13 protein-coding genes and 2 tRNA genes are annotated in these 21,642 nt (G+C 47.1%); 5 read left to right on the forward strand and 10 right to left on the reverse strand.

Translation table 11 applies throughout. The features are described from left to right. Positions 1–471: 471 nt before the first annotated feature. The 5 genes from gltB (QMA41_RS14545) to QMA41_RS14565 all read left to right on the forward strand — a co-directional run bounded on the left by gltB (QMA41_RS14545) (position 472) and on the right by QMA41_RS14565 (position 13,356). The gene (gene gltB, locus QMA41_RS14545; protein WP_281630028.1) at positions 472–5,022 is read left to right on the forward strand and encodes a glutamate synthase large subunit; all 4,551 of its coding nucleotides are present in this window, start codon (positions 472–474) and stop codon (positions 5,020–5,022) included. Continuing rightward, on the forward strand, positions 5,022–6,491 hold the full coding sequence (locus QMA41_RS14550; protein ID WP_281630029.1) for a glutamate synthase subunit beta: 1,470 nt from the start codon (positions 5,022–5,024) through the stop codon (positions 6,489–6,491). Before gltB (QMA41_RS14545) ends, QMA41_RS14550 begins: the two co-directional genes overlap by 1 nt. A 433-nt stretch (positions 6,492–6,924) precedes the next feature. After that, entirely contained in the window at positions 6,925–11,388 is a 4,464-nt protein-coding gene (gltB, locus tag QMA41_RS14555; protein ID WP_281630030.1) for a glutamate synthase large subunit, read from the forward strand. A 20-nt stretch (positions 11,389–11,408) separates the two neighbouring features. Next, positions 11,409–12,821: an FAD-dependent oxidoreductase gene (locus QMA41_RS14560; RefSeq protein ID WP_281630031.1), complete on the forward strand. Its 1,413-nt coding sequence runs from the start codon at positions 11,409–11,411 to the stop codon at positions 12,819–12,821. A 106-nt stretch (positions 12,822–12,927) separates the two neighbouring features. Continuing rightward, positions 12,928–13,356: a DUF1499 domain-containing protein gene (locus tag QMA41_RS14565; protein ID WP_281630032.1), complete on the forward strand. Its 429-nt coding sequence runs from the start codon at positions 12,928–12,930 to the stop codon at positions 13,354–13,356. Positions 13,357–13,409: 53 nt separating this feature from the next. On the opposite strand, the gene truB is transcribed toward QMA41_RS14565, so the two are convergent. The 10 genes from truB to QMA41_RS14615 form a co-directional block, all read right to left on the reverse strand. Continuing rightward, positions 13,410–14,345, reverse strand: coding sequence for a tRNA pseudouridine(55) synthase TruB (gene truB, locus QMA41_RS14570; protein ID WP_198561504.1), 936 nt, complete (start codon positions 14,343–14,345; stop codon positions 13,410–13,412). Next, positions 14,345–14,758, reverse strand: coding sequence for a 30S ribosome-binding factor RbfA (gene rbfA / locus QMA41_RS14575; protein WP_006958047.1), 414 nt, complete (start codon positions 14,756–14,758; stop codon positions 14,345–14,347). The genes truB and rbfA overlap by 1 nt, the downstream gene beginning before the upstream one ends. 104 nt (positions 14,759–14,862) lie before the next feature. Next, a complete protein-coding gene (gene infB, locus QMA41_RS14580; protein WP_019274467.1) occupies positions 14,863–17,550 on the reverse strand; it encodes a translation initiation factor IF-2 in 2,688 nt (895 codons plus the stop codon). Positions 17,551–17,572: 22 nt separating this feature from the next. Then, on the reverse strand, positions 17,573–19,060 hold the full coding sequence (gene nusA / locus QMA41_RS14585; protein WP_019274466.1) for a transcription termination factor NusA: 1,488 nt from the start codon (positions 19,058–19,060) through the stop codon (positions 17,573–17,575). Between the two features lie 24 nt (positions 19,061–19,084). Beyond that, positions 19,085–19,540: a ribosome maturation factor RimP gene (gene rimP, locus QMA41_RS14590; protein ID WP_006958050.1), complete on the reverse strand. Its 456-nt coding sequence runs from the start codon at positions 19,538–19,540 to the stop codon at positions 19,085–19,087. 211 nt (positions 19,541–19,751) lie between these two features. Further along, a tRNA-Met gene (locus QMA41_RS14595) sits at positions 19,752–19,828 on the reverse strand. A 55-nt stretch (positions 19,829–19,883) separates the two neighbouring features. Then, positions 19,884–19,967 (reverse strand) — tRNA-Leu (locus QMA41_RS14600). 15 nt (positions 19,968–19,982) lie between these two features. After that, positions 19,983–20,318: a preprotein translocase subunit SecG gene (gene secG, locus QMA41_RS14605; protein WP_006958051.1), complete on the reverse strand. Its 336-nt coding sequence runs from the start codon at positions 20,316–20,318 to the stop codon at positions 19,983–19,985. A 223-nt stretch (positions 20,319–20,541) separates the two neighbouring features. Beyond that, a complete protein-coding gene (locus tag QMA41_RS14610; RefSeq protein ID WP_045987005.1) occupies positions 20,542–21,045 on the reverse strand; it encodes an N-acetyltransferase in 504 nt (167 codons plus the stop codon). Beyond that, the gene (locus QMA41_RS14615; RefSeq protein ID WP_065741212.1) at positions 21,029–21,556 is read right to left on the reverse strand and encodes an SCP2 domain-containing protein; all 528 of its coding nucleotides are present in this window, start codon (positions 21,554–21,556) and stop codon (positions 21,029–21,031) included. The genes QMA41_RS14610 and QMA41_RS14615 overlap by 17 nt, the downstream gene beginning before the upstream one ends. Positions 21,557–21,642 lie beyond the last annotated feature (86 nt).

Here is a 21,642-nt window from a genome sequence, read left to right on the forward strand (position 1 = left end):
TGAAAAATTTGCAGGTGAAAATCTAGCGATTTAAAACAGAAAGGAAGTTATTCAAAGTCAATAAACATGCACAAAATGGAGAACAAAACCCAATTGTTAAGCAAAAGTTAAACATAATACCTATAACAACGGCTAAAAAAGTACTCTGCTAACTCGAATTTTGATTGCAATTCATCCTGACAAAATTGTAGGATAATTTCAGATTTTAGTTTTATTTATGTAATAAATTACATATTTAGTTGCTAAAACATCGGTGTTTTCCAGCTCCCACCTATATAAATCACTAGATTGTGATACAAAAAACATGGATTTCACCAAGGATTGTTTTTCTCGCAATATTTTTCCTGCGAGATACGGAATGGAATCAAAGTCGCCAACCTAGGCAGGCTGCGAATCATAAAAATAAAGGACTGGACGCAAAACTAGTATCGGCTAGTACATTTGCGTCTTCTGAACTGGAAGGATGTATCTATGGTAGATAGAGAGCAAAGTTCACAGGGTCTGTATACTCCTGAACTGGAGCATGACGCTTGTGGTATCGGTTTTGTTGCTCACCTCAAAAACCGTAAATCGCACGAAGTAGTAACTCAAGCATTGGATATGCTGGCACGAATGGAACACCGTGGTGGTCAAGGTTGTGACCCATGCAGCGGTGATGGTGCGGGTATCTTGCTACAAAAACCTCATGAATTCCTATTAGAAGAAGCCGTTAAGTTAGGCATTAAACTGCCTTCGTTTGAAAAGTATGGTGTTGGTGTCGTTCTTTTCCCGAAAGACGAGTACAAACGCGAACAATGCCGTGACATTCTAGAACGTAACGCACAACGTCTAGATCTTGAAGTTATCGGCTACCGCGTATTGCCAACCGATAACTCTATGATCGGTGCTGACCCACTAAGCACAGAACCTCAGTTTGAGCATGTGTTTATCTCTGGTGGCCCTGGCATCACACCTGAAGAGCTAGAGCGCAAACTGTACGTACTTCGTAACTACACTGTGCGTGTTTGCCTAGAAAGCGTTTCGAACATTGGTGACGACTTCTACATTAACTCCATGTCTTACAAGACATTGGTGTACAAAGGTCAGTTAACGACCGAGCAAGTACCTCAGTACTTCCTTGATCTGCAAAACCCAACCATGGTGACTGCACTAGCACTTGTACACTCTCGTTTCTCTACCAACACCTTTCCGAAATGGCGTCTTGCACAGCCTTTCCGTTACATTGCCCACAACGGTGAAATCAATACAGTTCGCGGTAACTTGAACTGGATGAAAGCCCGTGAAGCAATCCTAGAATCAGACCTGTTTACTCAGGCTGAAATCGACATGCTTCTTCCAATCTGTCAGGAAGGGAGCTCGGATTCATCTAACTTTGACATGGCACTTGAGCTCCTAGTTCTTTCTGGTCGCAGCCTGCCACATGCGTTGATGATGATGATCCCGGAAGCATGGCAAGAAAACAAAAACATGGATCCTAAGCGTCGCGCGTTCTATCAGTACCACGCGAATATCATGGAACCATGGGATGGTCCTGCTTCAGTATGTTTTACTGATGGTGTTCAAGTTGGCGCGACACTAGACCGTAACGGTTTGCGCCCTTCTCGCTACACAGTGACCAAAGACAACTTCCTAGTAATGGCATCAGAATCCGGTGTTGTGGATATTGAGCCAGAGAACGTAGAGTTCCGCGGTCGTCTACAACCAGGTCGTATCTTCGTTGCAGACCTAGAGCAAGGTCGCATCATCTCTGATGAAGAAGTGAAAGACACCATCGCAACAGCGCAGCCTTACGAGAAGTGGGTAGAAGAAAACCTACTGAGCTTGAAGAAGCTGCCAGATGCGAGCAACCAGTTCAGCCAACCTTCTCCAGAACGTTTGCTACACCGTCAACAAGCTTTCGGTGTGAGCACTGAAGAAGTGAACGAAATCATCGTTCCAATGGCGAATGATGCGAAAGAGCCATTATCAGCAATGGGTGCCGACTGGCCTCTTGCGGTTCTATCTCATCAGTCTCAGCACCTTTCAAACTACTTCAAGCAACTGTTCGCACAGGTAACCAACCCGCCGATCGACCCGATCCGTGAGCGCATGGTTATGTCGCTGAACACTTACTTGGGTAAAGACCAAAACCTTCTGACTGAAACACCACTTCACTGTCAGAAAGTTGAATTGGAATCACCTGTTCTGGCGAACTCTGAGCTTGAGAAATTGCGTGCGATCGATAACGAGCACCTACAAGCGAAGACACTGGATATCGTGTTCCAAGCCAATGAAGATCAAGGCAAGCTTGAGCGCGCACTAAAACGTATCTGCCAATACGCAGAAGACGCGGTTATCGATGGTTACTCAATCATCCTACTAACTGACCGTGCAGTGAACTCAAACCATGCGGCGATCCCAGCAATGCTGGCCGTTGGTGCAGTGCACCACCACTTGATCCGTAAAGGCCTACGTGCGAAGTGTGACATCGTGGTTGAAACCGGTGACGCACGCGAAACGCACCACTTTGCAACGCTACTTGGTTACGGTGCGAATGCGGTTAACCCTTACCTAGTGATTGAAACCATCATTGAACTTCAACGTACGAAGAAGTTGGATCCAGAAGCGAACCCTCGCGATCTGTTCAACAACTACCGTAAAGCGATCAATGGCGGTCTTCTGAAGATCTTCTCGAAGATGGGTATTTCTACGCTGCAGTCGTACCATGGTGCGCAAATCTTCGAAGCCTTGGGTATCCATAAGTCTGTTGTAGACAAATACTTCACAGGTACGGTTTCTCGTATCCAAGGTCTCACCCTTGATGATATCGCCAAAGAAGTGCTGATCCGTCACCGCATCGGTTACCCACAACGTGAAATCCCAATTCAAATGCTGGATGTTGGTGGTGTTTACCAATGGAAACAGCGTGGTGAGAAGCACCTATTCAACCCAGAAACCATTTCTCTACTGCAAGAGTCTACGCGCAACAAGAACTACGATCAGTTCAAACAGTACGCGACAGCAGTAGATAAGCAAGGCGACAACGCGGTAACCCTTCGTAGCCAACTTGAGTTCATTAAGAACCCAGCCGGTTCTATCTCTATCGACGAAGTCGAGCCAATTGAAAGCATCGTGAAACGCTTCGCGACGGGTGCAATGTCATTCGGTTCTATTTCTTACGAAGCACACTCGACACTGGCTGTTGCGATGAACCGCCTTGGCGCGAAATCGAACTCTGGTGAAGGTGGTGAAGACCCAATGCGTTTCGAGCGCAAAAACAACGGTGATTGGGAACGCTCTGCAATCAAGCAGGTGGCTTCAGGTCGTTTCGGCGTAACCTCTTACTACCTAACCAACGCTGATGAGCTACAAATCAAGATGGCTCAAGGTGCGAAACCAGGTGAAGGTGGTCAGCTACCAGGCGATAAAGTAGACGACTGGATCGGTGCAACGCGTCACTCAACTCCGGGCGTCGGTCTTATCTCTCCACCGCCACACCACGATATCTACTCAATCGAAGATTTGGCTCAGCTTATCTACGACTTGAAGAACGCGAACCGCGCGGGCCGCGTAAACGTGAAACTGGTATCGGAAGCAGGCGTAGGTACGATCGCTTCTGGTGTAGCGAAAGCGAAAGCGGACGTTGTACTAATCGCAGGTTTCGACGGTGGTACTGGTGCATCACCAATGTCTTCAATCCGTCATACAGGTCTACCTTGGGAACTTGGTTTGGCAGAAACACACCAAACGCTACTGAAGAACGGTCTGCGTAACCGTATCGTGGTTCAAGCGGATGGTCAGATGAAGACACCTCGCGACCTTGCAGTGGCAACACTACTTGGTGCAGAAGAATGGGGCGTGGCAACCGCAGCGTTGGTGGTTGAAGGTTGTATCATGATGCGTAAGTGTCATAAGAACACCTGTCCTGTCGGTATCGCGACTCAAAACAAGACGCTTCGTGAGCGCTTTGATGGTCGCGTAGAAGACGTAGTAACCTTCTTCCAATACATGGCACAAGGTCTGCGTGAAATCATGGCTGAACTTGGCTTCCGCACTATCGATGAGATGGTCGGTCAAGGTCAGAAGCTGAAGATTCGCCAAGATGTATCTCACTGGAAATACAAGAACCTAGATCTGTCTCCTGTTCTGCACGTGGAGCAAGCTCGCGAAGCCGATGGCGTATTCAACCAAGCTCAGCAGAACCACAATCTAGAAGAAGTTCTAGATCGCAAGCTGATTCAAGCAGCGATTCCTGCTCTCGAGAAAGGCGAAGCGGTAAATGCCGAATTCCCTATCGTCAACACGGACCGCTCTGCAGGTACCATGTTGTCGAACGAAATCTCGAAAGTGTACAAAGATGCTGGTCTACCTAAGCCAATGAACGTGAAGTTCAACGGTTCTGCGGGTCAGTCATTCGGCGCATTCCTAGCTAAGGGTGTGAAGTTCGAAGTGGAAGGTGATGCTAACGACTACTGGGGTAAAGGTCTGTCTGGCGGTACCTTAGTGCTCTACCCAGACGCGAAATCGAGCATTGTCGCGGAAGACAACATCGTAGTTGGTAACGTGTGTTTCTACGGTGCAACTTCGGGTGAGTCTTTCATTCGCGGTATGGCTGGTGAACGTTTCTGTGTTCGTAACTCAGGCGCGAAAGTCGTAGTAGAAGGCGTCGGTGACCACGGTTGTGAATACATGACTGGCGGTGCAGCAATTATCCTTGGTTCAACAGGTCGTAACTTTGCCGCAGGTATGAGTGGCGGCGTGGCTTACGTATGGGATAAATCAGGTGACTTTGAGTCAAAGCTGAACCCAGAGCTAGTAGACCTAGATCCAATCGAGCAAGAAGACAGAGATCTCTTACTCGACATGCTAACTAAGCATGTTCAATTCACAGGAAGTGAAGTCGCTCAGTCTTTCCTAGACAACTTTGAAGCAAGCCTAGCCTCTATGGTTAAGGTAATGCCGCGTGACTACAAAGCGGTTCTTCAAAAGCGTAAAGCTGAAGCACAGTCTCAAGGAAACGAAACTCAAGTGGAGGCCGTATAATGGGTAAGCCTACTGGATTTTTAGAGCATGGTCGTGAACTACCACAGAAGATCGACCCAGCTGAACGCATCAAGAACAACAAAGAGTTCGTTCTGAACGAGGAGTTTGGTGACAAGATCAATACTCAAGCTTCTCGTTGTATGGATTGTGGTGTGCCGTTTTGTCATAACGGCTGCCCTATCGGTAACATCATCCCAGAATTTAACGATGCGGTTTATCGTGATAGCTGGGAAGAAGCATGGAACATTCTAAGCTCAACCAATAACTTCCCAGAGTTCACTGGTCGTGTTTGCCCTGCTCCATGTGAAAGTGCTTGTGTACTTGGCATCAACCAAGACCCAATCACTATCTGTAATATCGAGAAAACCATCGTAGAAACGGCGTATCGTGAAGGATACGCTAAACCAAAAACACCGCGTTCTCGCACAGGCAAAACCGTTGCGATCATCGGTTCGGGCCCTGCTGGTCTTGCGGCTGCTGAGCAGCTAAACAGCGCTGGTCATACCGTTACCGTATTCGAACGTGACGAAAAAGTCGGTGGTCTTCTACGCTTTGGTATCCCAGATTTCAAACTGGGCATGGACGTGATTGATCGTAAGATCAACTTGATGGCAGACGCTGGCATCGAGTTCAGAGTAAACCAACATGTTGGTGTTGATGTGAATGCCCAACAACTACGTCAAGAGTTTGATGTGGTTTTACTGACTGGTGGCTCGACAGTGCCACGTGATTTGCCAGTTCCAGGTCGTGAACTAAAAGGCGTTCACTTCGCGATGGAGTTCCTGGGGCAAAACAACCGTCGTGCCAACGACATGGATCTTAAGACTGAAGAGATCCACGCGAAAGACAAACACGTTGTTGTCATTGGTGGTGGTGATACTGGTTCTGACTGTGTAGGTACTTCTAACCGTCATGGCGCTGCAAGCATCACTCAAGTTGAAATCATGCCGATTCCACCGGAGAAACGCCCAGCAAACATGCCTTGGCCACAATACCCAATGATTATGCGCACCTCGACGTCACACGAGGAAGGTGTCGATCGCCATTGGAATATCTTGACCAAAGAATTCATCGGCAACGACCAAGGTCAGGTAACAGGTCTACGTATTGCAGACATCGTATGGCAAGATGCGAAACCAGGCGAGCGTCCAAACTTCAAAGAAGTAGAAGGCAGCGAGCGTGTGATCCCATGTGATATGGCATTCCTAGCGATGGGTTTCCTGCACCCAGAACCAACAGGCGTACTTGCTCAACTGGATATCGCACTAGATGATCGCGGTAACGTAGCAACTCAAGGTTTTGCTACTAACCAAGAAGGTGTATTTGCTGCTGGTGATATGCGAACAGGCCAATCCTTGGTGGTTCGTTGTATCAACGAAGGTCGCGAATGTGCCCGTGCTATCGATGATTTCCTAATGGGTGGAACTCATCTTGAAGCTAAAGCCGATTCACTGATGCTATCAGCGTAAACCGGATGAAACCTAGAATCAGGTAGCAATGAATGATTCTGGGTCTCAAGCGAATAACTAATCAATCCTTCCAAACTTTCTAACTTGACCAGCACATTGTGCTGGTCTTTTTTATATCCACCGAACTCAATTGTTGCAAAAATGTAACAATCAAAAATCTATACATATGATATATAAGTACTTTTCTAGGTTATTGCTTGGTAAATCGAACATTGACGTGATATTTCACCAAAAACTTGACCTTTTCTATCATAAGCTATACGTTGTGAAGTCGATGAAAATGATTTCGTCTTATTTTGTAAAATAATAACAAAAGATTTTGTGTATATTTATGCAAAATTTAACAATTTGAAAGCATAGTTAGTCATAAATACCAACCCTTTAAATGTTGGTAGTTCTGTCTGGAAGACAGAGAAGCAAAGGGAGAATTGCAATGGCTTTATATGATCCTAGTCTTGAAAAAGACAACTGTGGATTTGGTTTGATTGCCCACATGGAAGGACAACCAAGTCACAAACTGGTTCGTACAGCAATTTCGGCATTGGATCGCATGACCCACCGAGGCGGTATCGCCGCTGACGGTAAAACCGGTGATGGTTGTGGTCTTCTATTACAAAAGCCCGACTCATATTTACGCCTCATCGCTGAAGAAAACGGCTTCAACCTCGGTAAACAATACGCCGTAGGTATGATGTTTTTCAGCCAAGACCCAGTCAAAGCTCAATCCGCTAAAGACATCATCAATAAAGAGTTAGCTCAAGAAACACTTACCGTTTCAGGGTGGCGAGATGTGCCGACCAACTCAGATGTTTTAGGCCCGATCGCACTGGATTCGTTACCTAACATTCAGCAAGTGTTCATTTCAGCTCCAGCAGGCTGGCGTGAGCGCGACATTGAGCGTCGTTTGTATATCGCACGCCGCCGCATAGAAAAGCAAATCACACAAGACAGTGATTTTTATATCTGCAGCTTGTCCACACAGGTGATTGTATATAAAGGTCTGTGTATGCCTGCAGACTTACCACGCTTTTACCTGGATCTTGCAGATTTACGCATGGAATCGGCTATTTGCTTGTTCCACCAGCGTTTTTCAACAAATACCCAACCACGTTGGCCGCTGGCTCAACCGTTCCGCTATCTAGCACACAATGGTGAAATCAACACCATTGAAGGCAACCGCCAGTGGGCACGCGCTCGTGCATACAAATTCGCTTCGCCACTACTGCCTGATCTGCAAACGGCTGCTCCATTTGTTAACGAGACGGGGTCTGATTCGTCCAGTCTGGACAACATGCTTGACCTTTTCCTCGCGGGTGGCATGGACGTCTTCCGCGCGATGAGAATGCTCGTGCCGCCTGCATGGCAGAACCACCCGGATATGGATCCGGACTTGCGTGCGTTCTATGACTTCAACTCTAAACACATGGAGCCATGGGATGGCCCTGCTGGCATCGTATTGTCCGATGGTCGTTATGCCGCGTGTAACCTAGATCGTAATGGCCTGCGCCCAGCTCGTTATGTGATCACCAAAGATCAACTCATCACGCTGGCGTCAGAAGTGGGTATCTGGGATTACGCTCCCGACGAAGTGGCAGAAAAAGGCCGTGTTGGACCGGGTGAGTTGTTGGTCGTTGATACACGCCGCGGGAAATTGTGGCAATCAAGTGAAATTGATAACGATCTAAAAGGTCGCCACCCATATAAAGAGTGGATGGACAACAACGTCCATAAGCTCACACCATTTGCTCAATTGCCTGAAGATCAGGTAGGTGAGCGCAATTTTGACAGCGATTTGCTCAAGACCTATCAGAAGCAATTCGCTATGACCAACGAAGAAGTCGATCAAGTCCTTCGAGTGCTTGGTGATATGGCTCAAGAAGCCGTTGGCTCTATGGGAGATGATACCCCGATGGCCGTTCTTTCTTCTAAAGAGCGCCTAGTTACCGACTACTTCCGTCAGAAATTTGCTCAGGTCACCAACCCACCGATTGACCCGTTGCGTGAAAAACACGTCATGTCATTGGCGACCAGTGTTGGCCAAGAAATGAACGTGTTCTGCGAAACCGATGGACACGCTCATCGCGTAACTTTTGATTCGCCGGTACTGCTTTATTCAGACATGCAGCAACTGCTCGAACTGGCTGATGCGCACTACCGTAACACCATCTTAGATATCAATTACGATCCTGAGAGCAAAGACCTACAACAAGCTATCAACGACTTATGTGACCAAGCAGTCGATGTTGTGCGTGAAGGGACTGTATTGGTGGTTTTATCTGATCGCGCGTTAGTGAAAGGCAAGCTGCCGATTCCTGCTGCGATGGCAGTAGGCGCGGTGCAAACACGTTTGATTGAAGAGAATCTTCGTTGTGATGCCAACATTATTGTCGAGACAGCCACCGCTCGCGATCCACATCAGTTTGCTGTACTACTTGGATTTGGTGCAACAGCGGTTTACCCATATTTGGCTTATGAAGCCTTAGGTAAACTGATTGATGATGGTGCGCTTGAAAAAAGCTATCGCGATGTGATGCAAAACTATCAATATGGCATTAACAAAGGCCTCTACAAGATCATGTCCAAAATGGGCATATCCACCGTTGCCTCTTACCGTTGCTCGCAACTGTTTGAAGCGGTGGGCCTGAGTGAAGATGTTGTCGAACTTTGCTTCCGCGGGGTCACGACTCGTATCCAAGGCGCCAGCTTCGACGACTTCCAGCAAGACTTGTTTAACCTTTCACGTAAAGCCTGGGCTAAACGTAAAGCCATTGAACATGGTGGTTTACTGAAATATGTCCATGGCGGCGAGTATCATGCCTATAACCCGGATGTCGTTGGCACATTGCAACAGGCCGTCAAATCCGGTGAGAGTGGTGATTATCAAAGTTTTGCCAAACAAGTAAACCAACGTCCAGTTGCGATGTTGCGCGACTTGATGACGCTGAAAAAATCTGCGACACCGCTACCACTAGAACAGGTTGAGCCAAGCACGGAACTGTTTAAACGCTTTGACTCTGCCGCAATGTCCATTGGCGCTCTGAGCCCAGAAGCTCATGAAGCTCTGGCAACCGCGATGAACAGTCTCGGTGGCTATTCAAATTCAGGTGAAGGTGGCGAAGATCCACGCCGCTTCGGCACAGAACGTAACTCTCGTATTAAACAGATTGCCTCAGGTCGATTTGGTGTGACCCCGCATTACCTAACTAATGCCGACGTACTGCAAATCAAGGTCGCTCAGGGTGCAAAACCAGGTGAAGGTGGTCAGCTTCCGGGGCATAAGGTTACAGCGGAAATCGCTAAACTACGCTATTCGGTACAAGGCGTTACGCTGATCTCTCCTCCGCCGCACCACGATATCTATTCGATTGAAGATTTAGCTCAGTTGATCTTCGACCTAAAGCAGGTTAATCCAAACGCCTTAGTATCGGTCAAACTGGTTTCTGAACCTGGTGTTGGCACTATTGCCACTGGTGTGGCAAAAGCGTATGCAGACTTGATCACCATCTCAGGCTATGACGGGGGGACTGCTGCCAGCCCACTGACATCGGTAAAATACGCCGGTTGTCCTTGGGAGCTAGGCCTTGCCGAAACTCAACAAGCACTGGTGGCTAACGGGCTTCGTCACAAGATTCGCCTTCAAGTGGATGGCGGTCTAAAAACAGGTTTAGACGTTGTAAAAGCCGCGATACTCGGCGCTGAAAGCTTCGGCTTTGGAACAGCACCTATGGTAGCGATGGGCTGTAAGTTCCTGCGCATTTGTCACCTCAATAACTGTGCAACTGGCGTCGCCACTCAAGACGAAATGCTACGCAAAGAATTCTTTAAAGGTTTACCTGAGCAAGTAATCAATTACTTTGTAGGTTTGGCTGATGAAGTACGTGCTTTGCTAGCAGAACTTGAAGTGGAAAAGCTCACTGATCTCATCGGTCGTACTGAACTGCTTGAGACAGTAGAAGGGATGACCGCCAAGCAAACCAAGCTCGACTTAAGCAATATTCTTGAAGCGCCTGTATCACCGGAAGGTCATCCACTATTTTGGACAGAACCTAACACACCGTTTGATAAGGCCGAGTTGAACCAGAAGATCATCGATGATGCCCTTTCAGCCGTCGAAGCACGCGAGTCCGCAAGCTTCTTCTATAACGTCATTAATACCGATCGCTCGATTGGTGCGCGTCTATCAGGTGAAATTGCTAAGCGTTATGGAAACCAAGGCATGGCGGCAACCCCCATTAAGCTCCACCTTGATGGCACCGCTGGACAATCATTTGGTGTCTGGAATGCCGGTGGTGTAGAGCAGTATCTCACTGGTGATGCCAATGACTATGTTGGTAAAGGCATGGCTGGGGGCAAGTTGGTCATCAAACCACACTTAGGGACAGCATTCCGCTGTAATGAAGCTACCATCATTGGTAACACCTGCTTGTACGGTGCAACCGGGGGCAAACTGTTTGCTGCTGGTACAGCTGGCGAGCGCTTTGGCGTACGCAACTCAGGAACCATCGCGGTTATAGAAGGCGCAGGCGACAACGCTTGTGAATATATGACTGGTGGAATTGTGGCAATTCTTGGGGCAACCGGAGTCAATTTTGGCGCAGGTATGACAGGCGGATTTGCCTACGTTCTTGATAAGAACGAAGACTTCCAAGGTCGAGTGAACAATGAATCAGTCGAGGCACTGGCTCTGTCTGATCTCTATATCCATCAGGAGCATCTACGCGGCCTGATCGCAGAGCATCTTGAAGAGACAAACTCAGTCCACGCTGAAGATATTCTGGCGAACTTTGATGAATGGATTCCAAAGTTCTATCTGGTGAAACCTAAAGCTGCGGATCTTCGTACCCTGCTTGGTCACCAAAGTCGTAGTGCCGCAGAACTTCGCGTTCAAGCGCAGTAATCATGGAGGATGTTTGAATCATGAGCCAGAACGTATACCAATTTATTGACGTACAACGTGTCGATCCTGCGAAGAAACCGATTAAAGTTCGCAAGATTGAATTCGTTGAAATCTATGAACCCTTTACCAAGCAACAAGCGACTGCGCAGGCGGATCGCTGCTTGGATTGTGGTAACCCATATTGTGAATGGAAGTGCCCAGTACACAACTACATCCCACAATGGCTAAAGCTTGCCAATGAGGGGCGTATTCTTGAAGCAGCGGAACTATCCCATCAGACAAATAGCCTGCCAGAAGTATGCGGCCGAGTCTGCCCACAGGATCGATTGTGTGAGGGTTCTTGTACCCTCAATAACGATTTCGGTGCTGTCACGATTGGTAATATAGAGAAGTACATTACCGACAAAGCGTTTGAAATGGGCTGGAAGCCCGACATGTCACAGGTCGAATGGACAGACAAAAAGGTGGCCATTATCGGCGCAGGCCCAGCCGGACTTGCTGCTGCAGATATCTTAGTGCGCAACGGCGTCAAACCTGTTGTTTTTGATCGCTACCCTGAAATCGGTGGCCTACTCACTTTTGGCATCCCATCGTTCAAACTGGAAAAAGGCGTGATGGAAAATCGCCGCCGCATCTTCACTGATATGGGCGTTGAATTTCGTCTCAACGTTGAAGTCGGTCAGGATATAACGATGCAGCAACTGCTTGATGATTATGATGCTGTTTTTCTGGGTGTCGGTACATACAAGTCTATGCGAGCTGGATTAGAAAACGAGGACGCGACGGGCGTATACGATGCACTGCCGTTTTTGATTTCCAACACCTATAAAGTCATGGACTTGGAAGACACACAACCGTTCGTAGATATGGCGGGCAAAAAAGTGGTCGTGCTCGGGGGTGGTGATACCGCGATGGACTGTGTACGCACGTCAATTCGACAAGGCGCCTCTAACGTCATTTGTGCCTACCGACGTGATGAAGCCAATATGCCGGGCTCTCGTCGAGAAGTAAAAAATGCCAAAGAAGAAGGCGTCGACTTTAAGTTTAACCTTCAACCTTTGGGTGTCGAAGTGGATGCCTCTGGCAAAGTCTCTGGTGTGAAAGTGGTTAAAACGGCCCTTGGAGAACCCGATGGAGCCGGACGTCGTCGCCCAGAGCCTGTTGAAGGGAGTGAACATGTTCTGCCAGCAGACGCTGTAATTATGGCGTTTGGATTCCAGCCACATAAGATGGAATGGTTAGCGCCTTATGATGTGGAACTCGATCAGTGGGGAAGGATAAAAGCGCCTTCTGAACAAGAGTTTCAGTATCAGACCAGCAACGAGAAAATCTTCGCGGGTGGGGATGCTGTGCGAGGCTCGGACTTAGTCGTGACCGCCATTGATGAAGGACGCAAAGCTGCAGAAGGAATCCTTGATTACCTTGAAGTCTGATAAACGATCATTGATATGAAATTTGGGTTGACGTTTGTGCGTCAACCCATTTTTATAGAAGTTCTTTAACTAATACACTTAGTTTATAACAATAAGGACATTGTGAATGAAAAGGCCCGCGCTCTTAATCACTTCCGTGATGCTACTATCCGCTTGCAGCCAAGGAGTCCAAACTATGACTGATCGCACCTCATCACCATGTGGTGATAAACCGAACTGTGTTTCCACGCAAGACGAGAGAGAAAAACACCAACTCGCCCCGTTCACTCTCACCAGCCATGCCAGTATCGACGCAATTGAAAATGCGGCACTTCAATTACCCGGTGCAAAAACAGCGGTAAAAGAAGAAGGCTATTTGAGGATAGAATGCACATCAAAAATCATGCGCTTTGTTGATGATCTTGAGTTACGCATAGAAGGAAACAACTTGTTGGTTCGTTCTGAATCCCGCACGGGATACTCAGATTTCGGCGTCAATCGAAAACGCGCTCAGCAACTGAGAGCATTATTGCGTAGCGCGGAGCAGGTTCAGTAACCAGACATAAAAAAACCGAAGCGAACGCTTCGGTTTTTACTGTGCTGCGCTATTTAATCGCGAAAGACAACCAGACGCTTAGGCGCGACCTTTCCGTCATCGTTCAATTCCGCAACACCAATAAAGGTACGCTCATCACCCGAGGTCATGCGCAGCGTTCCTTCTGGTACACCAAGAACATACACTGGCTGTCCGTGCTGAACTAAGTCAGTCTGCTCCGCATTGAGGTTCACTTCCGGTAAATCTTCCACCGCAGTGTCCATTGGCAGTAACAATGGGTCGAGTACCTCACGTGGTGCCACTTCATCACGGTGTGCTTGCTCCAACAACTCGTTAAGTTGCTCAAGCGTCACCATTTTTTCGTATGGATAGTTAGCGACTGCCGTACGACGAAGCATAGTCACGTGTGCACCACAACCAAGCATTTCACCAAGATCATCAACTATCGTACGGATATAAGTGCCTTTTGAGCAATGCACTTCCATCTCAACTTCATCACCTTCAAAACGGTGTAAGATGATTTCATAAACCGTGATCTTGCGAGCTTCACGCGGGACTTCAATACCTTGACGAGCATACTCGTATAAAGGCTTACCTTGATACTTGAGCGCGGAAAACATCGATGGCACCTGATCCGACTCACCACGGAACTTGTCAATACATGCTTCCAGTTTCGTCATATCAACATCAACTGGGCGAGTTTCGACAACTTCACCGTCCGAGTCCGACGTATTGGTGCGCTCGCCTAGCTTGGCAATAACACGATAACGCTTATCCGAATCAAGAAGGAACTGCGAAAACTTTGTGGCTTCTCCAAGACAAATTGGCAACATGCCAGTCGCAAGCGGATCCAGAGCGCCAGTATGCCCAGCTTTCTCTGCAAAATAGATGCGTTTGACTTTCTGTAACGCATCATTGGATGAAATACCTGTCGGTTTATCTAACAGGATGACTCCATCAATTGGACGACCTTTACGACGGCGAGCCATTATGCGTTATCCTCTTCCGAGTTTTCGCCATCACGGCCAGCGTCTTGCTGCTTACGTTTGTCTTCACTTACCACTTCACTGACAAGGTTAGACATACGCATACCTTCAACCAAAGTGTTGTCGTATTCGAAACGAATTTCAGGCGTCAGGCGCAGGCGAATGCGCTTACCTAGCATCATGCGGATATGAACTTCATGTTCACGAAGCGCTTTTAAGCATGACTCAGGTGTTTGTTCACCTACACATAAGAAGGTCACGAACACCTTTGCATACGCAAGGTCACGAGACACTTCTACGTCTGAGATAGTAACCATGCCCAAGCGTGAATCACGAACTTCACGCTGTAGGATCATGGCCAGTTCTTTTTGCAGCTGCTGCGATACTCGCTGCGTGCGGCTAAATTCTTTTGACATATCTTTTCTCTTATTAGAAAGAATGGGGGGATGGATAAATTCCAGCCCCCCATGGCGTATTCAACAACCTATTACCGACACTCACTGCCGGTAAAGTTAGTCAATTAGTCTAGAGTACGTTTAACTTCAACAACTTCGAAGACTTCGATTTGGTCACCAACGCGAACATCATTGTAGTTCTTAACGCCGATACCACATTCGTAGCCGTTCTTAACTTCTTGAACGTCGTCTTTAAAGCGACGTAGTGACTCTAGTTCACCTTCGTAGATAACCACGTTCTCACGTAGTACACGAATAGGGTTATTACGCTTAATAGTACCTTCAGTAACCATACAACCCGCGATAGCGCCAAGTTTAGGTGACTTAAATACATCACGTACTTCTGCAAGGCCGATGATTTCTTGCTTGAATTCTGGAGCAAGCATACCGCCCATTGCTTGTTTCACTTCGTCAATCAATTGGTAAATGATTGAGTAGTAGCGCAGGTCTAGGTTTTCCGTTTCGACTGCACGACGAGCTGTTGCATCAGCACGAACGTTGAAACCTAGGATGATAGCGTTAGACGCAGCCGCTAGAACGGCATCTGTTTCCGTAATACCACCAACACCAGAACCAACGATGTTCACTTTCACTTCTTCAGTAGAAAGTTTACGTAGCGAGTCTGCGATAGCTTCCACAGAACCTTGAACGTCTGCTTTAAGTACTACGTTAAGCTCAGCCACTTCACCAGCAGCCATGTTAGAGAACATGTTCTCTAGTTTCGCTTTTTGTTGACGTGCTAGTTTAACATCACGGAATTTACCTTGACGGTAGTTAGCAACTTCACGTGCTTTACGCTCATCACGTACAACCGTCGCTTCGTCACCAGATGCAGGCACACCAGACAGACCAATGATTTCTACTGGGATAGAAGGACCCGCAGTGAAAATCTCTTGACCATTCTCGTCACGCATTGCACGAACACGGCCGTACTCTTGACCACAAAGAAGGATATCACCTTTGTTTAGAGTACCAGACTGAACCAGTACAGTGGCAACAGGACCGCGGCCTTTATCCAGGCGAGATTCAACAACCACACCAGACGCCATGCCTTCTTCTACCGCTGTCAGCTCAAGAACTTCAGATTGTAGAAGGATAGTTTCTAGCAGGCCTTCAATGTTTGTACCCTGTTTCGCAGAGATGTGAACGAACATGTTCTCACCGCCCCACTCCTCAGGAATAACATCGTATTGAGCTAGCTCATTCTTAACGTTATCTGGGTTCGCGTCTTCTTTATCGATCTTGTTCACTGCAACAATCAGAGGTACACCCGCCGCTTTCGCGTGCTGGATTGCTTCGATTGTCTGTGGCATTACGCCATCGTCTGCTGCTACAACAAGAACAACGATATCTGTTGCCTGAGCACCACGAGCACGCATTGCAGTAAACGCCGCGTGTCCAGGAGTATCCAGGAAGGTGATCATGCCGTTTTCAGTTTCAACGTGGTATGCACCGATGTGCTGTGTAATACCACCAGCTTCACCTGAAGCAACGTGTGCTTTACGGATGTAGTCAAGTGTCGATGTCTTACCATGGTCAACGTGACCCATGATGGTAACAACCGGAGCACGAGGAACTGCTTCTGCATTGCTGTCACGATCTGACAGTACTGCTTCTTCTAGCTCATTCTCTTTACGCAGAATTACCTTGTGACCCATTTCTTCAGCAACAAGTTGTGCTGTTTCTTGGTCGATAACCTGGTTGATCGTCGCCATTGCGCCCATCTTCATCATTACTTTGATAACTTCTGTGCCTTTTACAGACATTTTGTTAGCAAGTTCTGATACAACGATGGTTTCACCGATAACAACGTCAGCTTTCGCAACAGTAGCTGTCTTGTCGAAGCCTTGCTGCATTGATGCAGGCTTCGCCAGTTTACCTTTGTTGCGGCCTTTTCCACCACGCTGGTTACGGCCGCCGCGGTTTTGATCATCGTTAGTAGAAGTTTTCTTCTTCTTCTTGCGACGACCACCTTCTTCTTTGCGGTCTGCAGCGTCTTCCGCTTCACGTGCGTATGATGAAGTCGTTACATGGTAGTCAGAGTTTTCCAACTCTTTCTTCTTCTGTTCCGCTTCAGTCCAACGAGCTTCATTTTCTTCCGCTAGTTTACGCGCTTCTTCAACAAGCTTAGCCGCTTCTTGTTCCGCTTTACGTTGGGCTTCTTCTTCCTGACGACGTTTAAGTTCGTCAGCTTCTTTTTTCGCTTGCGTGTTCACTTCCGCATTTTTTGCATTCATGTCTTTCTTAGCCTTATCAGCTTGTACGCGTTTGGCTTTTTCTTCAGCGTCACGTTTTGCGTCCGCTTCTCGCTTCGCTTTTTCTTCGGCCTCGCGTTGTGCTTTCTCTGCAGCTTCACGTTTTGCTAGCTCTTCAGCCTCACGCTTCGCAAGCTCTTCAGCTTCACGCTTTGCTGCTTCCTCAGCCTCGCGGTTTGCGTCGTCTTCGATAATGCTGCGCTTCACATAAGTTCGCTTCTTGCGAACTTCTACTTGAACATCCTTACTCTTGCCGCCACCTGCGTTTACGCTAAGTGTGCTGCGAGTTTTACGCTGTAGAGTTAAGCGAGTAGGCTCAGCTTCACCAGAAGTGTCGCCGTGCTCTTTCTTAAGGTGAGTAAGAAGCTTCTGCTTCTCTTCTTCAGAAACCTGATCTGTACCCGCTTTCGTCATACCGGCATCAGCAAGTTGCTCTAATAAGCGGTCCACTGGTGTACCAATTTCTTCACTCAGTGCCTTAACAGTAATTTTTGTCATGCCGCTTTCTCCTTGCTGAAAATTATGCGTCTTCGCCGAACCAACAGATGTTACGTGCTGCCATGATTAGCTCACCCGCATATTCTTCGGTTAGACCTTCAATACCTTCGAGATCATCGATACCCTGGTCAGCTAAATCTTCCAGTGTTGCTACACCTTTCGCTGCCAGTTTAAATGCCATTTCACGCTCTAGGCCTTCTAGAGCTAGTAGGTCTTCTGCAGGCTCTAAGCCTTCAAAAGATTCTTCCTGAGCCAGAGCCAGTGTAGTTAAGGCATCTTTTGCACGATTACGTAGTTCTTCGACAAGATCTTCGTCTAGACCATCGACTTCAAGCAGTTCGTTTACCGGTACGTAAGCTACCTCTTCAAGAGAAGAGAAGCCTTCTTCAACTAACAGCTGAGCGAAATCTTCTTCGATATCTAGGTACTTCATGAAGTTTTCAATTGACGCTTGAGACTCTTCTGCGTGTTTCTTCTGCAGATCTTCAACCGTCATTACGTTCAGTTCCCAACCTGTTAGTTGAGAAGCTAGACGTACGTTTTGACCATTACGGCCAATAGCTTGTGCTAGGTTATCGGCTTCAACCGCGATATCCATTGCGTGAGCATCTTCATCAACGATGATAGAAGCCACATCTGCTGGCGCCATTGCATTGATAACAAACTGAGCTGGGTTATCATCCCAAAGCACGATATCAATACGCTCACCACCAAGCTCGCCAGAGACTGCCTGTACACGTGCACCACGCATACCAACACACGCACCCACAGGGTCGATACGCTTGTCGTTAGTCTTCACAGCAATCTTCGCACGAGAACCAGGATCACGAGCCGCACCTTTCAGTTCGATGATCTCTTCTGCAATTTCCGGCACTTCAACACGGAATAGCTCCGCCAGCATTTCTGGCTTAGAACGAGTGATGAATAGTTGGAAACCACGGGCTTCTGGCGCTACGCGGTACAGAAGACCACGAACGCGGTCACCCGGGCGGTGGTTTTCACGAGGAAGCTGGTCATCACGTAGGATTACCGCTTCAGCGTTGTTACCTAGATCAAGTACGATAGTTTCGCGGTTAACTTTCTTAACCACACCAGTAACTAGCTCACCTTCATTGTCGATGAACTGCTCAACGATCTGTGCACGTTCAGCTTCACGAACTTTCTGTACGATAACCTGCTTCGCTGTTTGCGTAGTAATACGGTCAAACGTTACTGATTCGATTTCATCTTCTACGTAGTCACCAAGCTCAATCGTCTCATCATCAAACTGTGCAGCTTCAAGAGAGATTTCTTTTGTTGGGCTTTCTACTTCTTCAACTACTAACCAACGACGGAAAGTATCGAACTCACCCGTTTTACGGTCAATTTCAACACGAACATCGATTTCGATTTCGTGTTTCTTCTTTGTAGATGTAGCTAGAGCAATCTCTAGGGCTTCAAAGATGCGCTCACGAGGTACCCCTTTTTCGTTCGATACCGCTTCTGCTACCGCTAAAATTTCTTTACTCATTTTAAATAGCCTCTAAGACCTTAATTAAAATTTAGGGATCAGGTTAGCTTTTGAAATGTTGCTTAGAGCAAACTCTTCTGCGTTGCCGTCCACAGTAACTGTTACTGTTTCACCTTCGATTGCGTGGATAACACCTTTCCACTTACGACGGTTACCAACAGCCATTTTCAAAACGATGCTTACCTCGTGACCAATAAATTGTTCATAGTGTGCTGCTTTGAAAAGTGGTCTTTCTAAACCTGGAGAAGACACTTCTAGGTTGTAAGCCACGGTGATTGGATCTTCAACGTCCATTACTGCACTAACCTGACGGCTAACTTCTGCACAGTCATCCACAGAGATGCCATTTTCATGGTCAATAAAGATACGTAGTGTTGAATGTTCGCCTGCGCGAATAAATTCTAATCCAACTAACTCATAACCTGATGCTGCTACTGGCGCTTCAAGCATTTCAGTAAGTTGTCTCTCTAAACCAGTCATTTAAACCACTCCAGAAACAAAAAAAGGGCTCAGAGCCCAATTTAAATTCCAAGCAATGTCTGAACTTCTGCAATATAGAAATTCAGATAACAAAAAACCCCGAAAGTCGGGGTTTTTTGATGCTGGACCCTGATGTGTTAAGCAATCAAAGTTTGCTTAACTCACAGTTGCTATTGCGACTGTGCAAACTTGTCCACATCCAGTAAAGGATTGGTTGCGGGGGCCGGATTTGAACCGACGACCTTCGGGTTATGAGCCCGACGAGCTACCAAGCTGCTCCACCCCGCGTCCGACTTGTCGAGCATTATACGCTCTCCAAGGTGTTTTACAAGTTTGTAAACAATGGTGCCGAGAGAGGGACTCGAACCCTCACACCTAAGGCACTAGCACCTCATGCTAGCGTGTCTACCAATTTCACCATCTCGGCAGCTAAATCTTTAGCTTATTGAGGAATTTCGTCGCCTGTTGGGGCTGGAACTTCACTCGCAGCATCATCAGCTTGCTGGATAACTTGACCTTGAGTCGGGTCAACCCACTGAGATTCAGTTTTATGAGTCGACATGTTACCTAGCACTAAGCTAAGGATGAAAAATACTGTTGCAAAAATTGCAGTCATTCGGGTTAGGAAATTACCTGAGCCGCTTGCGCCAAACACTGTGTTTGATGCGCCTGCACCGAATGAGGCTCCCATATCTGCGCCTTTACCTTGTTGAATCAGCACTAGGCCGATTACACCAACCGCTGCCAACAGGTAAATCACAAGTAGAACTGTAAACATGATTTCCACCTATGTTCCAAATTGTTGAGCCAGCGCCGCTCGAAAACTCATTTTTGATGTTTTTGAACAAGGCTAGCGACCTCCTTATCGAAGGCCGAGCAATACTAGCGAAACGTTATTACGCTGACAAGTAGAATTTTTCAAAAAAAGACGACTTGATGACTAAGCGGTCAAAAAAAGGACAAAAGTCATACTTTTCTTTTTACTTGCCAGTACATTTTGTCTAAAACGCTGAAAACTCAGGGCTGTATTCAATTCGACCACTGCGATCGGTAAACTCATTCTCTGCCAGTGCTAACACTTGAAATGCGCCTGCAGGCACTTCCCACTGACAACAAAAGCTGTACTTTTCACTCGCTTCAAAGCCAAAGCGAGAATAATACTCAGGTTCACCCAGTACCACACAAGCCGGGTAGCCAAACTCTTTTAGCGATTCCAGCCCTTCTTTAACTAACTCTGCCGCCAAACCTTGTCGACGGTAGTCTGCTTTTATAGCGAGTGGAGCCAAACCCTGCCAACTGAGGTCTTCACCATTCAATGTGACTGGGCTGAACATGACGTGCCCAACCACCTCTCCTTCATCATTACAGGCGACCAATGATAAGGTTCTACGTCCGTTTTCTCTTAGCCTCATCACTAAATCTGCTTCAGTTTCTGTTTCAAAAGCAGACTTCAGTAGCCTGTCGACGGCAAGAATGTCAGCCGGAGCTTCAGTTCGAATAAGCATTGATAACCTCACTTTGTGCGAGTGGCGATTGTAACCCTTTCTGCACAAAATCGGCTAGTTGATTTAATAGTGTTTGCAACGGTTTCGGCAGCTGCTCTAAATCGACGCTGTCCATCAAGTTCTTTATCTCTAACCCCAGCTCCGTATCTCCTTCTATAGACAAGCGACGCTGGAAGAACAAAGTATCAGGATCTTCTTTTCGCCCAGCAATCAAAACCAGATCATTGAGATTGCCCCGAAAAGCAACGTCTTCTTTAACGGCTGAATCCGCAACCATCAGCCGGCTATCTTGGTAACTAACATACCAACTTAGCTGCATATCTTTTATCTCAATTTTCAGCCACTTACCTTCTAGAAATTCAAAATCACCATCCTCAAGAGACTCTCTAAAAACGCTTTTTAGCCCCTCTAATAAGACTTTTTTTTGTACACTTTTAGGTAATAAGTGGACTGGAGATCGCAAAATTGATGCGGCATTTTCAACTAGCTGGGTGCGAATCTTGTTAATCACGAGCGTTATCCGTTACTTTGTAAATAGGATAGTCATCATAATGGATGATGGTGGAGCGATTCCTGTTGTGTATCAAAAAATTAGTC

The sequence above is a fragment of the Vibrio sp. St2 genome (assembly GCF_947311885.1).
Taxonomy (GTDB): Bacteria; Pseudomonadota; Gammaproteobacteria; order Enterobacterales; family Vibrionaceae; genus Vibrio; species Vibrio coralliilyticus.